Source organism: Roseovarius sp. JB2-10 (genome assembly GCF_055693585.1).
In genome coordinates this window covers 2,599,731-2,613,099 of sequence record NZ_CM146337.1, presented here as the reverse complement: position 1 = coordinate 2,613,099, position 13,369 = coordinate 2,599,731, and the positions used below count along the sequence as shown (strand labels likewise).

Genomic DNA, 13,369 nt, shown 5'->3' with positions numbered 1-13,369 from the left:
TTTGTTATGGGAAGGCTGTTTTCCGGCGACGCGCGGATTAACGACTAAAGTCTTAGCTCACTTCATCGCCCGTTTGCTGCAACGCACTCATTCACCTTTTGGGTTGATTGATTGGGTGTGAGTTGTTATTCACCCTTATGGTTGAACAAGAATCACATGACCCGCTGACCGATATTCTGAAGGCTGCCAGTGACCCCACGCGGCGCTCCATTCTGACGCTTCTGGCGCAGCATGGGCCGCAAAGGGTGACGGTGATTGCCGGACATTTCGACATGAGCCTCAACTCCGTTTCCAAACACATCAAGGTGTTGGAACGGGCCGGGCTGGTCGTCCGGCGGACCGAATGGCGCGAGCATCTCATTGAGGTGCAGATCGATCCACTCACGGAAATCGATCAATGGTTCTCGGGCCTGCGTTCAATCTGGGCGCAACGACTGGACGCGCTGGACACCCTGCTCACAGAGGAGACTGCCAAATGACTGTAACTGAAACCGACCTGTCGCTGACCGTATCGCGCACCGTCAACGCCCCGCCCGAGCGGGTGTTTGACGCATGGCTGGACCCACAGATGCTGATGAAATTCATGCGTCCAGGCACCGGCATGACCACCCCCGCCGCCACCAATGACCCCCGTGTCGGGGGGCGCTTTGATCTGATCATGAAAAACGGTGACGATGAAATGCCCCATGGCGGCGTTTACCAGGTGATTGACCGGCCGCATCAGATTGTCTTTTCGTGGGAATCGCCCTTTTCGGTCGAAGGCAGTCAGGTCACGCTCGACTTTCGCCCGGACGGTGCGGGCACCCATGTCACCCTGACCCATATCCGTTTTCCAAATGAGGAAAGCCGCGACAATCACGAAAATGGCTGGCGCGCGATTTTGGAGTGTCTGTCCGTCGTCGCATAAACCAGGCGCAGGCGGCGGTCACGCAGCCGCCGCCTGCGGTTCATTTTGCTTGCCAAATCTCCGGTCCCGCGATTGAGTTTTCCTGACGCAAACCCGGAGACCTTTATGACCCTTCATTTCGACGCCGCCGAATATGCGGCCCGTCAGGCCCGCGCCACCCAGGCCGTGGCCGACGCAGAGCTTGACGCGCTCATCATGTTTGCCCCCGAAAGCCATTTCTGGATCAGTGGGTATGACACGTTTGGATTTGCGATGTTTCAGGCGATGGTGCTGACGTCCAACGGCGATCTGCACTTGCTGACCCGCCTGCCCGACCTGCGTCAGGCGCAACTGACCTCGACCCTCGAAGATGACGAAATCCATATCTGGACCGAGGTCGAAGGCGCCAAACCGGTGCAGGATCTGATCCGTCTTCTGGAAAGGTTGGGCGTGGCCAACGGACGGCTCGGGTTCGAGTCCAACACGGCGGGCCTTACGGATTTCAACGGCCAGATGGTGCGCAGTGCCCTGCCCGACATGGTGGATGCCTCCGAGGTGATCCGCACGCTCAGGCGCATCAAATCCCCTGCCGAAATCGAGATGCATCGCAAAGCCGCGGCGCTGTCGGATGACGCGATGGATGCCGGGCTTGCGGCGACGCACGCCGGTGCGTTCGAGGGTGATATTCTGGCAGAAATGCAGGGGGCGGTGTTTCGGGGCGGTGGTGATTACGCCGGCAACGAATTCATCCTCGGCTCCGGTCCGGGTGCGCTTCTCTGCCGTTACTATTCCGGTCGCCGCCACTTGGATGCCCAAGACCAGATCACCTGGGAATGGTCCGGGGCCTATGCGCGCTATCACGCCGCGATGATGCGCACCGTGGTGATCGGAGAGCCCACCGATTGGCAGCGCCACATGCACACGGCCACGGTCGACGCCATGGCTGCCTGCGAAGACGCGATCCGCCCCGGTGAGCCGATGGGCAACGTGTTTGATGCTCATGCCAAGGTATTCGACGCCGCCGGGCTGTCCCACGCCAGATCACAGGCCTGCGGCTATGCCATGGGTGCCATATACAACCCAATCTGGGTGGATTTTCCGATGTTTTATCACGGCAACCCTTTGTTGATGCAGGAAAATCAGGTGTTCTTTCTGCATATGATCCTGATGGATAGCGAGGCCGGTCAGGCCATGTGTTACGGGCATTCGGTGCGGGTCACGGATAAAGGCGTGGAACGTTTGTCGCGGCATTCACTGGATTTGCTGATCCGCTAGCCACGGCGGCGTGTCACTGGCGCAGGCTGGTCATCAATTGGTGAAATTTTTCGCCCTGCACCGCCACATGGCTTCGTAAAGCCTGTGCCGCCCCATCCGCATCGCCGTTTTGCAGCGCCTCTACGATGGCCCGATGTTCCGCCATGGATTGCGTCATGCGCCCGCGAAACCGCAGCTGGACCTTGCGGTAGGCTTTGAGCCGGTTTTGCAACTGCAACGCCTGTTTCTCGAGATAGCTGTTTGCTGATCCGCGGTAGATGATCTGGTGAAATATCTCATTCTCGGCGTAGTATCGTCCGTGGTCCGATGCCTCGATGGCCTTTTGGCAATTGTCATTGGCCACCGCCAGCTTGTCCAATGCCTCATCGCTGATCCGCAACGCCGCCAGACGCCCGCACGAGGCCTCAAGCTCGGCCATGGTCTCGAACATTTCCATCAATTCGACGGGGCCCGGCTGACGCACAAACACACCGCGCCGCGGGATTTGTTCGGCCATCCCGGTGGAAACAAGCACCTGCAACGCTTCGCGAATGGGTGTGCGTGAGACATGGAATTGCTCGGCCAGCTTCAGCTCATCCAGACGCGCGCCATCCGGGTATTCGCCAGAGAATACCAACTGCTCCAAAGCTTCTGCAATTTTTTCCGAACGCCTGATTTCCATGCCCTTCGACTATCACAGCGGCGCCAAATAATGCAATCTCATATTTCTTGTATACAAAAACATTGACATGGAATGCGAAGTTTGAAAGGACCGATACACAGTGCCAGACATAAAAGTCAGGTCACAACCTGGGAGGAACCAATGAAATCGAAGTTTTTTACCACGGCAGCCGTGATGAGCTGTCTTGCGTTCGGCGCTGCCGCCAACGCAGAGACGCTGCGCCTGTCGCACCAATGGTCTAATAAAGATGTGCGCCACCAAGTGGCGGAAATCGTGGCGCAAGGCGTCGCCGATGCGAATGTCGATCTTGAGATTCAGATCTTCGGATCGAAATCGCTCTTTAAGCCACGCGAACAATACCGCCCGCTCAGCCGTGGCCAGCTTGACATGACCGTGCTGCCCCTGAGCTATGCGGGCGGTCAGCAGCCAGCCTATAACCTCACCTTGATGCCGGGCATGGTCAAAAACCATGACCATGCGGCGCGTCTGAGCGCCTCACCGTTCATGGCCGCGTTGGAAGAGAAAATGGCGGATGATGACGTCATGGTCCTTGTCCATGGCTATCTGGCGGGTGGATTTGTCGGCAAGGATAAATGCATCACCGCGCCAGAGGACGTGAAGGGCCTGCAAACCCGCGCGGCGGGCAAGGCGTTTGAACAAATGCTGGCCGGTGCTGGTGCCTCCATCGCGTCGATGGCGTCGTCCGAGATTTACAATGCCATGCAAACCGGTGTTCTGACCGCGGCGAACACATCCTCTTCCTCCTTCGTATCCTACCGGATTTATGAGCAGGTGAGCTGCTATACACCTGCGGGCGATGTTGCGTTGTGGTTCATGTATCAACCGCTCTTGATGAACAAATCCAAGTTCGACAGCCTGAATGCGGATCAACAACAAGCCCTGCTGGATGCATCTGCCAAGGCGCAGGCTTTCTATCTTGAAGAGGCCAAGAAGCAGGATGCTGCATCCGAGCAGGTCTTCCGTGACGCGGGCGTTGAGATTGCCCAGATGTCGACCGAAGACTTCGAGAAATGGCGCGCCCTGGCGCAAGAGACCTCCTACAAGGCCTTTGTCGAAGAAGTGCCCGACGGGCAGGCGCTGCTCGATATGGCGCTTGCGGTCGAATAGTGATCTTTTGGAGGGCCGCATCGTGGCGGCCTTCCACCCCTTTCCCCTTCTGACTCCGAGGATTTCACCATGGCGGGCCAACGCGCGACTGCCGCTTCCCGGACGGGCAACAACCCGTTTTTGCGGGCGGTGGCAGCCCTTTCAACATGCGCCGGGTGGTGTTCAGCGGCGATGATCGTCGCGGCGGTTGCCATCACGTGCCAGATGATTTTCATTCGCTTCGTGCTGAACGGGTCCACCGTGTGGCAAACCGAAGCGGTGATTTATCTGGCCGTGGGCGCAACCCTGATTGGCCTGCCCTATGTGCAGCGGCTGCGGGGGCACGTGAACGTTGATCTCATCCCGCTCTGGCTTGGCGCGCGCGCCCGGTTTGGTTTGGCGGTTTTCACTCTGTCCCTGTCCATCCTGATGGTCGCCATCATGCTCTGGTACGGGTATGAATTTTGGCACCTTGCTTTTGAACGCAACTGGAAATCCGACACGGTGTGGGGTGTCCGCCTTTGGATTCCCTATGCGGCCTTGCCCATCGGGTTTGCACTCTTCTTGCTGCAACTGATCGCAGACCTTGTCGCCGTCCTTCTCAAAATTGACGCGCCTTTCGGATTGGAGGACGCCTGATGGACCCGCTCACGCTTGGCGGCATTGTCGCGCTTTGCACGATTCTGGTGCTCTTTTCCGGCGTTTCCGTGGCGATTGGATTGCTGATCGTGTCCACCGGTTTCCTGCTGATCTTCGACGGCATGAGATCGATGGAACTGCTGCCCGAAATCCTGTTTGGCAAGCTGGACAATTTTGCCCTTCTGTCGATCCCGATGTTCATCATCATGGGGTCGTCCATCGCGTCGACCCGCGCCGGTGCCGATCTCTATGAGGCGCTGGAGCGCTGGCTGACCCGTGTGCCCGGCGGGCTGGTCATTTCCAACCTTGGGGCCTGTGCGCTCTTTGCGGCCATGTCCGGATCCAGCCCGGCCACCTGCGCGGCCATTGGCAAAATGGGCATCCCCGAGATGCGCAAACGCGGCTATCCTGATGGTGTCGCCGCGGGCTCGATCGCCGCCGGTGGGACGTTGGGCATTCTGATCCCGCCATCCGTTACGATGATCGTCTACGGCATCGCAACCGAAACCTCGATTGGGCGTCTTTTTCTGGCGGGTGTTTTTCCGGGATTGCTGCTCGTCGGGCTTTTCATGGTGTGGTCGCTCTATTCAACATGGCGCTCCGGCGATCGCGCGCTTCTGGCCACGCGCAGCTATTCTTGGAAGGAAAAATTCGAAATCCTGCCGCGCGTTTTGCCGTTTCTGCTGATCATCATCGGCGTGCTCTACGCGATGTATGGCGGCGTTGCGACACCGTCTGAAACCGCCGCCGTGGGCGCCCTCTTGTGCCTGATCATCGCAATGGTGATCTACAAGCTCTGGAACCCGAAAGACCTGTGGGTCGTCCTGCGCGACAGCACCAAGGAAAGCGTGATGATCCTCTTCATCATCGCGGCGGCGGGTGTCTTTTCTTACATGCTCTCCAGCCTCTTCATCACCCAATCCATCGCCGCGTGGATCGGCACACTTGACGTAAACCCATGGGTCCTGATGGGGGCCGTGAACATATTCCTGCTGATCGCCGGGTTCTTCCTGCCGCCAGTGGCGGTGATCCTGATGGCCGCACCGATCTTGTTGCCGATCATCACGGCGGCCGGGTTTGATCCGATCTGGTTTGCCGTCATTTTGACGATCAACATGGAGATTGGTCTGATCTCGCCACCGGTGGGTCTTAATCTCTATGTGATCAACGGTATCGCGCCTGATATTTCCCTCAAGACGATCCTGAGTGGATCGCTGCCCTTCGTGGCGTGCATGGTGCTGGCCATCATCCTGCTGTGCATCTTCCCCGGGCTGGCCACCTGGCTGCCCAATGCGGTGATGGGGGTCGGCGTGTGAGCTATTTCAGCGATCTCATTTCAACGGTGTTCGAGCGGCGGTATCGCGGCGCCCTGCGTGAGGATGCAACCGGGCAATCCACCGAAGATCTGGCGCGGTCCCTTCTGGGCACCCATGGCGAGGTATCGGGCAGCACTCTAGCCCGCCTCATTATGGACCGGTACGCGCAAATGACACCTGAAGAAAAACAGGCGTTCTTTGCCTTCCTCGCCCATGATCTGGAGATTGATGCGGAAGAGGTCACAAGAACGCTGGCCATCTATCGCGACGCCCCGTCCCGCACGAGTTACCGCGCATTTGCAGCCGCCTGCGAGCCGCAAAGACAGGAATTGACCCGACGCCTCAATCAGGTGCCGGGCGCGACCGGGCAGTTGGTGACAATGCGCAAGGACCTTCTTCAGCTGCTGCGCGATCATCCGGCACTGGAGCCGCTGGACGTTGATTTGCAACATCTGTTTTCGTCATGGTTCAACCGTGGTTTTCTGGTTTTGCGTCCGATCAATTGGTCCAGCCCGGCCGACATTCTGGAAAAGATCATCGCGTATGAGGCCGTGCATACCATCGACAGCTGGGAGGATTTACGCCGCCGCGTGCATCCGTCGGACCGGCGTTGTTTCGCATTTTTTCACCCGGCCATGGCCAATGAGCCCCTGATCTTTGTCGAAGTGGCCCTGACCCGGGGCATTCCCAATTCGGTGCAGGATCTCTTGGCGGACGGGCGCGATGCAATTGCTACGGATGAGGCAGACACAGCGGTTTTTTATTCCATATCAAACTGTCAGGCCGGGCTTGCGGGCATTTCGTTTGGCAACTCGCTGATCAAGCAAGTGGTCGCGGATTTGTCGCGTGAATTGCCGTCGTTGACGACTTTTGTCACACTGTCGCCCATCCCAGGGATGAACGCCTGGCTCAAATCGGCTGATCTCGATCCGCCCGCTGAAGCCACTGAGGAGGCTTTGGCCGCGCATTACCTGCTGAACGCCAAACGCCCTGACGGCATGCCTGTTGATCCCGTCGCCCGGTTCCATCTGGGCAACGGCGCGCGGGTCCATGCGGTGCACGCCCGTGCCGATATTTCCGAAAACGGCATGGCACAATCCAATGGCGCGATGGTGAATTATCTTTACGACCTGTCGCAAATTCCGCAGAACCACGAGCAATTCGTGGCGGAGAAAACTGTGATTGCCTCCACGGATGTGCGCAATCTGAGCGCGTCTGTCACGCCCGGCAAGTAGGAGTATCGCCATGGCCAACCCGCTTTATGATGCCCTCTTTGGTCAGCATTCCAAGCGCGACGCACCGTTTCTGCAATTGCCGGATGGCGCGGTTCTGACTTACCGGGCATTTGTGGGTTTGGCCGCACAATATGCCGGACAGCTTACGGCGCTTGGCCTGGTCGCCGGGGACCGGTTGGCGGTTCAGATCGAAAAATCCCCCAATGCGCTGGCGGTCTATGCCGCCTGCGCGCAGGCCGGATTGATCTTCCTGCCGCTCAATACCGCGTACACGCCCGATGAGGTCGCATATTTCCTTGAGAATAGTGGCGCGCGCCTCATGCTTTGCGATCCCGCCAAGAAGGCCGCCCTGTCGGCCATTGCGCACAGCTGCGGCGCGTCACTTGAAACCATGGGTGCGGATGGCTCCGGCACCTTCACCAGTGCGGCGCGCGCCATGCCCGAGGTGTTCGAGACCGTGTCCCGCACGCCTGATGACTTGGCCGCCTTCCTTTACACGTCCGGCACCACCGGGCGTTCGAAAGGTGCGATGCTGACACAGGATAATCTGCTGTCCAATGCCCAAACGCTGAAGGACGAATGGCAGTTCACCGAAGATGACGTGCTCTTGCATGCGCTGCCCATTTTCCACACCCATGGGCTTTTCGTGGCAAGCAACATCACCTGTCTGGCTGGCGGGCAGATGATCTTTTTGCCGAAGTTTGATCTGGACACCGTGCTGGATCATTTGCCAGCGGCGACGTCGATGATGGGCGTGCCCACATTTTACACGCGGCTCTTGGGAGATATGCGCTTCACCCAAGATCATGCCCGGCACATGCGCCTGTTCATCTCCGGCAGCGCACCGCTTCTGGCTGAAACCCATACCGCCTTTGAGGCGCGTACCGGCCACCGCATCCTTGAGCGCTACGGCATGACCGAAACAAATATGAACACGTCCAACCCTTACTCCGGCGACAGACGCGCGGGCACGGTGGGTCATCCCTTGCCCGGGGTGGAAGTCAAGATTTGCGACAGCAGCACAGGCGAACCATTGCCTCCGGGGGAGATCGGAGAGATCGAGGTGCGCGGCCCCAACGTATTCAAAGGCTATTGGCAGATGCCCGAGAAGACCGCCCAAGAGCTGCGAGCAAACGGGTTTTTCATCACCGGCGATCTGGGCAAACTGGATGCAGACGGATATCTGCACATTGTGGGCCGCAACAAAGACCTGATCATTTCCGGCGGCTACAATATCTACCCCAAGGAAATTGAACTGATCCTTGATCAGCAAGACGGTGTGCTGGAAAGCGCGGTGATCGGCGTACCGCACCCGGATTTCGGCGAAACAGTTGTGGGCGTATTGGTGCCCCGTCCGGGCATGGACCCGGATTTGGAGGTGATTTCGCAGGATATGGCGCAGTCATTGGCCCGCTTCAAACAGCCTAAGCACTTGGAACTGTTGCCTGAATTGCCGCGCAACACGATGGGTAAGGTCCAGAAAAACCTGTTGCGCGATCAGTTCCAAAACCTCTTTACCGCGTAAAGGCCATCTCCGTCGCATCGCGGTTTCCAATGGCCTGCCTTGCATCTGTGACAAGCAGCTTGCCCCGGTCCCATCCCTGCCCCATATATCCTTTATGCTGAAGTTCGCCCCCATCTTTCTGGCAATTGCCTATGCGCTGGCCATGTACCGGGTCTCCGCGTGGCGCACGCGGCGCGAACTTGATGCGCGCTCGACCGAACTGGCCGATCCGTTGCTTAAGGTCATGACCGACAGGTTGGCCGCGGCGCTCGATCTGCCCCGCATCAAAGTGCACATTTACGAAATCGATCCGGTCAATGGGCTGGCGGCCCCGGATGGACGGATTTTCATCACCCGTGGCTTTTACCGCAAATTCCAGAACGGCGATGTGACGGCGGATGAAATGGCCACGGTCATCGCTCATGAGCTGGGGCATGTGGCCTTAGGGCATTCACGCCGCCGGATGATCGATTTTTCCGGCCAAAACGCCCTGCGCACGGCGCTGGCGATGGTGCTGAGCCGGTTTCTGCCCGGCATCGGCGTGTGGATTGCCAATGGCCTGACCACGTTGCTGGCCGCCCGCTTGTCACGCTCGGATGAATATGAGGCGGATGAATATGCAGCGGCCTTGCTGACCAAGGCGGGCATCGGCACGGAGCCCCAGAAATCACTCTTCACCAAGCTTGAGGCGTTGACCCAATCCCGCGCTGGCACCGCGCCTGCGTGGTTGATGAGCCACCCGAAGGTAGATGAGCGCATAGCGGCCATCGAAAAACTGGAAGAGCGCTGGCAATCCTCCTGATCCGGCTTTAGCCAAGCGCCTTGGCCAGACGCGGCAGACGCGCCTTTTTTAGCAATGCACGCATCTGCCATGTCTTGCCCGACAGTTGGTTTGCATCTGCCAAAACTCCGCCGGCCACGCCTGCAACCATCTCGGGCTGCGACTGCCAGATGCCGTGTAAAAAGCCATCAGGGTCCGCCCGGCTCACGCCTTCTTCGGCCAGCACGTTGCGCGGGAAGTCCTTGGCGTTGAGGGTCAGGATGATGTCCGCCGAACCGGCAATGGCTGCCGCCAATACATGAACATCTGCCGGATCGGGCAACCACAACCTCGCCTCCAGAGACGCGGGATACGTGACCTCCGCCTCGGGCCAACGTGCGGCAAGCAGTGCGGCTTCTGCCCCGGCTTGTGCCACGCCCTCAGGCCCCAGTTTAAGGGCGGCGCGCTGCCATTCTTCGATGATGCGCGCAGACCAGAGCGGTGTGAACGCGCCCTCTTTCGCGACACCGAGGATCACTTGGCGCATCACCGTGGGGTAGATCACGCAGGTATCCAACAGCACCTTCACAGGCGGTAAAACAACGCTTTGAGATATCCGCTTTCTGCCAGTTGCGGATGTTGCGGGTGATCGGCACCCGCCTGCCCTGTGCAGATCACCTGACCCGATCGACCGGCCCGACCAATCCCGCGGGTCGAGGCGCCACGAAACTTGCTCAGATCCGCCGCATGTGAACACGAACACAGGCCCAGATACCCGCCATCGGCCACAAGTGGGGCGGCAAGCCGTGCCACCCGTTCATAGGCGCGAAGCCCGGCATCCAATGCCTTTTTCGAAGGGGCGAACGCGGGCGGGTCACAGATCACGACATCAAATACACGCCCTTCGGTGGCGAGTGCCGTCAACACGTCGAACGCATCGCCGCGGCGTGTGTCGAATTTCTCGGACATGCCCATGCGCGCAGCGCCTTCCTTGGCCAGATCGAGCGCAGGGGCTGATCCGTCCACCGCCAGTGCGGAGGTCGCACCCCCCGCCAGCATCGCCAATGAAAACCCGCCCACATGGGAAAATACATCAAGGACCTGTGCCCCTTCGGCCAAGCGCGCGGCAAAGGCGTGGTTGGGGCGTTGATCATAAAACAACCCGGTTTTTTGCCCGCCCACCAGATCAGCCATGTAGGTGGCACCGTTCATCGGTACGGGCACCGGGCCATCGGGCGCATCGCCCGCCAGAATGCTGTTTTCCTGATCCAGGCCTTCTAGCACCCGCGCGCGACCGCCTGCGTTTTTCAACACCGTTGTCACGCCGGTAACATCGCGAAGAGCGGCAACAAGCGCCGGCAGGAGCGCTTCGATCCAGGCCGCGTTGGGCTGGATCACGGCCACATCCCCGAACCGGTCGATGACCACGCCGGGCAAACCATCCGCCTCGGCGTGCACCAACCGGTAAAATGGCGCGTCATACACCCGCGACCGCAACGATAGCGCCCGCTGCACACGGGCCGCCAGCCAGTCCTGGTCAATGGGCATAGTGACGTCATAGTCCAGCACCCGCGCCATGATCCGCGAGGCGGGGTTGACCGCAACGAGGGCGATCGGCGCGCGCTCCGCATCTTCGAGCACAGCAATACTGCCCGCAGACAGCGCTTTGGTGCGTCGGTCCGTCACCAATTCATTGTCATACACCCACGGAAACCCGTGCCGGATGGCTTGCGGGCGAATTTTCGGTTTCAGGCGGATAACAGGCAAAGGGGACAGCGTCATGCTGCCCCCTTAAAAGGTTTCGACCGTGCCGAAAAGCTTACATTTGGTTGATGGCGCCCAGAAGGCCCAGTTTTTCAGCCTTGTGGCCCGCGGGATCACGCAGCTGTGTGGCGATGACCGCGGCCAGATGTTCGGTGATGCGCACTTTCTGCGTGATGCCGTTGCGCTCTGCGGTCAGTGCTTCGGCGCCGCCCAGGGCTCGGAAATCGGCCTTTACGTGGCGCGGTGCGCCCAGGATATCGCCGGTTTCAGGATTGCGCAGGATCACGGCAAACTGCAGGGCGTGCACGCCACCCACCGTGTACCGGGCCTTTTCCGACAACGCATGAAAGCGGGTGATCTGGATGTCCATGACTACCGGCACGTTGCCCTTGGGCACAGATTTGACGCCGCGCGTCATTGCCGTTTCAAAGATCGCTTTGACCTGTGCGCGACGGTCGCCGGGGGGATCACCGCGCCACACGATATCTCCACCGGGGTAATAAAGGTTGGCCTCCGATACGCTCAGTGTTTCCGGTACAACCACGCGGACCGCCTGAACATCTACCGATAGCGGTGTGGCCTTTACGGCCTCCGACACCACGAATGCGTTGCGGGTGGTGCTGTCCATTTGCGCGCACGCGGACAAGCCAAGACCGGCCAGTAATAGTGCAAAAATCTTGAGACTGCTCATGTCGTCCTCCTGGCATTTTGCCATGTTTCTTTTGGCTCGTTGTGGCCGGAGATTGCGGCAAGCATTGGGCACGCTCAGAACAAATACATGGTTAATGCGCGGCATTTTTCGAGCCTTGGCGAAACCTGAAACGCATGTGCAACACCTGGGCAGAAAACCCTGTTTTAAAAGGTTTTGAGCATTGACGCAGGCGTCGCATAACCTGATTAATCCTGCTCGTGCGGGGGCACTCACGTTTTGCAGAATTGGACGATGAATGCAGACGAAACTGGCCTCGGACACGATCGAAATGATCTGTCGCATCTCACCTGTTATCTCTACCCCCGCTATCGACGACGCGGCGCGCGCGGCTCCTCTGGCACAGGCACTGACCAAAGGGCGCTTGCCGGTCATTCAGGTCTCGATGCGCACCCGCAATGCGGCTGCGGTCATTCGCGAAATGTCTCAAGTCCCCGATGCGATTGTGGGTGCGGGCATGGTCCTGTCCCATGACGATGTGCGCATTGCGCGTGACGCAGGCGCGCAGTTTGCGTCGACCCCCGGCATCACCGACCCGTTGCTGCGGTATTTCGACGGCATTGATATGCCGCTGCTGCCCGGCGTGGCCACCCCGACCGAGGCAATGCATTTGCTAAGCCGTGGTTACACGATGCTGAACTTCTTTCCCGGTGCGTCGCAAAACGCATTGCAAACCCTCACCGCGCTGCAGCACCCGTTGCCACATATCAAATTCTGCGTATCGGGCGAGATCGACATGGACATGAGCGCGCCTTACCTGGCGCTGCCGAATGTCATGAGCATCGCAAGCGATTGCGTGGCATCGCCCGCGCTGATCCAGGCCGGGGATTGGGAGGTCATCACACAACGGGCGCGTCAGATGTCCCAAAAGAAACCTCAGCACAAAGCGGCCTAGAGTGGTGCCGGGCCCGCCGCCACGGCCCGAATTTTTCGCAACAATCCCGCACCCGGTTGGCCATTGTTTCGACCACCATAGGAACTGCCCTATTCCAACTAATTTCTGCCAAAATTTAGGGGCATGATTTAGCTCTGCTTCTGCTATTTTTGGTTGTTTACGATGAATATGTTTCTGCTGCTTTTGCTCGCGCTCGGCGCAATGGGCATCCTTGCTATCTGTTCGATAGAACCCGCACGCCGCACCTTCCTGGAAGGCACGGCCATCACATTGATCTTCGGATTTTCATTTGTGGTGGCGGTTGTGATTTATCTGGGCGCGCAGGCCCTCGGATAAATCCGCCTATTGCGGATCGCGTGGCCGGGATCGCCAGCCTCCCCGGCGTCGGGGGGCCGTGGCACGTGTGGTCCCTTCGTGGAGGACCTGGGTCATCGGATGGTCCGGGTTTTCGGGGGCATAAGCCTCCAACAGCCCCGCAATCATGGGAGCAGTATCCGCCCCCTCCGGGGTCGAGAGCGCCCAGTCCAAAAAGATCGACCGGCACTCGCCCAGTGTAATGCCCTCAATACGGTAGGCCTCGCGGATCAGGCCCTTGTGGTCCAGCGGATCTCGCTCCAA

The 13,369-nt window shown here is 59.2% G+C and carries 16 protein-coding genes; 11 read left to right on the top strand and 5 right to left on the bottom strand.

What is annotated here, in order from left to right; translation table 11 throughout:
• The first annotated feature begins 122 nt into the window (after positions 1 to 122).
• The 3 genes from ACZ1HJ_RS13130 to ACZ1HJ_RS13120 all read left to right on the top strand — a co-directional run bounded on the left by ACZ1HJ_RS13130 (position 123) and on the right by ACZ1HJ_RS13120 (position 2,161).
• Positions 123 to 479 (top strand): ArsR/SmtB family transcription factor, encoded by a 357-nt coding sequence (locus ACZ1HJ_RS13130; protein ID WP_472719109.1) that lies wholly within the window; start codon positions 123 to 125, stop codon positions 477 to 479.
• The gene (locus ACZ1HJ_RS13125) at positions 476 to 907 is read left to right on the top strand and encodes an SRPBCC family protein (RefSeq protein ID WP_472719108.1); all 432 of its coding nucleotides are present in this window, start codon (positions 476 to 478) and stop codon (positions 905 to 907) included. The genes ACZ1HJ_RS13130 and ACZ1HJ_RS13125 overlap by 4 nt, the downstream gene beginning before the upstream one ends.
• Positions 908 to 1,012: 105 nt before the next feature.
• Positions 1,013 to 2,161, top strand: a complete 1,149-nt coding sequence (locus ACZ1HJ_RS13120) for a M24 family metallopeptidase (protein WP_472719107.1) — start codon at positions 1,013 to 1,015, stop codon at positions 2,159 to 2,161.
• Between the two features lie 13 nt (positions 2,162 to 2,174).
• Here ACZ1HJ_RS13120 and ACZ1HJ_RS13115 read toward each other — a convergent pair whose 3' ends face one another.
• A complete protein-coding gene (locus ACZ1HJ_RS13115; RefSeq protein ID WP_472719106.1) occupies positions 2,175 to 2,822 on the bottom strand; it encodes a GntR family transcriptional regulator in 648 nt (215 codons plus the stop codon).
• Positions 2,823 to 2,963: 141 nt separating this feature from the next.
• Between ACZ1HJ_RS13115 and dctP the strand changes: the two genes are divergently transcribed.
• The 6 genes from dctP (at position 2,964) to ACZ1HJ_RS13085 (ending at position 9,425) form a co-directional block, all read left to right on the top strand.
• Entirely contained in the window at positions 2,964 to 3,950 is a 987-nt protein-coding gene (gene dctP / locus ACZ1HJ_RS13110; RefSeq protein WP_472719105.1) for a TRAP transporter substrate-binding protein DctP, read from the top strand.
• A 69-nt stretch (positions 3,951 to 4,019) separates the two neighbouring features.
• Positions 4,020 to 4,568: a TRAP transporter small permease gene (locus ACZ1HJ_RS13105; protein WP_472719104.1), complete on the top strand. Its 549-nt coding sequence runs from the start codon at positions 4,020 to 4,022 to the stop codon at positions 4,566 to 4,568.
• Complete coding sequence (locus tag ACZ1HJ_RS13100; RefSeq protein WP_472719103.1) at positions 4,568 to 5,884, top strand: TRAP transporter large permease; 1,317 nt, start codon at positions 4,568 to 4,570, stop codon at positions 5,882 to 5,884. The genes ACZ1HJ_RS13105 and ACZ1HJ_RS13100 overlap by 1 nt, the downstream gene beginning before the upstream one ends.
• On the top strand, positions 5,881 to 7,119 hold the full coding sequence (locus ACZ1HJ_RS13095; RefSeq protein WP_472719102.1) for a malonyl-CoA decarboxylase: 1,239 nt from the start codon (positions 5,881 to 5,883) through the stop codon (positions 7,117 to 7,119). The genes ACZ1HJ_RS13100 and ACZ1HJ_RS13095 overlap by 4 nt, the downstream gene beginning before the upstream one ends.
• Positions 7,120 to 7,129: 10 nt before the next feature.
• On the top strand, positions 7,130 to 8,644 hold the full coding sequence (locus tag ACZ1HJ_RS13090; RefSeq protein ID WP_472719101.1) for a malonate--CoA ligase: 1,515 nt from the start codon (positions 7,130 to 7,132) through the stop codon (positions 8,642 to 8,644).
• Between the two features lie 94 nt (positions 8,645 to 8,738).
• The gene (locus ACZ1HJ_RS13085; protein WP_472719100.1) at positions 8,739 to 9,425 is read left to right on the top strand and encodes a M48 family metallopeptidase; all 687 of its coding nucleotides are present in this window, start codon (positions 8,739 to 8,741) and stop codon (positions 9,423 to 9,425) included.
• A 7-nt stretch (positions 9,426 to 9,432) separates the two neighbouring features.
• Here the strand turns inward: ACZ1HJ_RS13085 and ACZ1HJ_RS13080 are convergent, their stop codons facing one another.
• The 3 genes from ACZ1HJ_RS13080 to ACZ1HJ_RS13070 are packed head-to-tail and all read right to left on the bottom strand — an operon-like array spanning position 9,433 to position 11,838.
• Positions 9,433 to 9,972, bottom strand: coding sequence for an RSP_2648 family PIN domain-containing protein (locus tag ACZ1HJ_RS13080; RefSeq protein ID WP_472719099.1), 540 nt, complete (start codon positions 9,970 to 9,972; stop codon positions 9,433 to 9,435).
• Complete coding sequence (locus ACZ1HJ_RS13075; protein WP_472719098.1) at positions 9,969 to 11,165, bottom strand: RSP_2647 family RNA methyltransferase; 1,197 nt, start codon at positions 11,163 to 11,165, stop codon at positions 9,969 to 9,971. The genes ACZ1HJ_RS13080 and ACZ1HJ_RS13075 overlap by 4 nt, the downstream gene beginning before the upstream one ends.
• A gap of 37 nt (positions 11,166 to 11,202) precedes the next feature.
• Entirely contained in the window at positions 11,203 to 11,838 is a 636-nt protein-coding gene (locus tag ACZ1HJ_RS13070) for a DUF6778 family protein (protein WP_472719097.1), read from the bottom strand.
• A gap of 256 nt (positions 11,839 to 12,094) precedes the next feature.
• On the opposite strand from ACZ1HJ_RS13070, the gene eda reads away from it, so the two are divergent.
• Both eda and ACZ1HJ_RS13060 read left to right on the top strand, forming a co-directional pair.
• Positions 12,095 to 12,751 carry a bifunctional 4-hydroxy-2-oxoglutarate aldolase/2-dehydro-3-deoxy-phosphogluconate aldolase gene (eda, locus tag ACZ1HJ_RS13065; RefSeq protein ID WP_472719096.1) on the top strand — a complete coding sequence of 219 codons (657 nt, stop codon included), beginning with the start codon at positions 12,095 to 12,097 and terminating at the stop codon, positions 12,749 to 12,751.
• Positions 12,752 to 12,913: 162 nt separating this feature from the next.
• Positions 12,914 to 13,087: a hypothetical protein gene (locus tag ACZ1HJ_RS13060; RefSeq protein WP_472719095.1), complete on the top strand. Its 174-nt coding sequence runs from the start codon at positions 12,914 to 12,916 to the stop codon at positions 13,085 to 13,087.
• Between the two features lie 6 nt (positions 13,088 to 13,093).
• On the opposite strand, the gene ACZ1HJ_RS13055 is transcribed toward ACZ1HJ_RS13060, so the two are convergent.
• Positions 13,094 to 13,369, bottom strand: a complete 276-nt coding sequence (locus ACZ1HJ_RS13055) for a hypothetical protein (protein WP_472719094.1) — start codon at positions 13,367 to 13,369, stop codon at positions 13,094 to 13,096.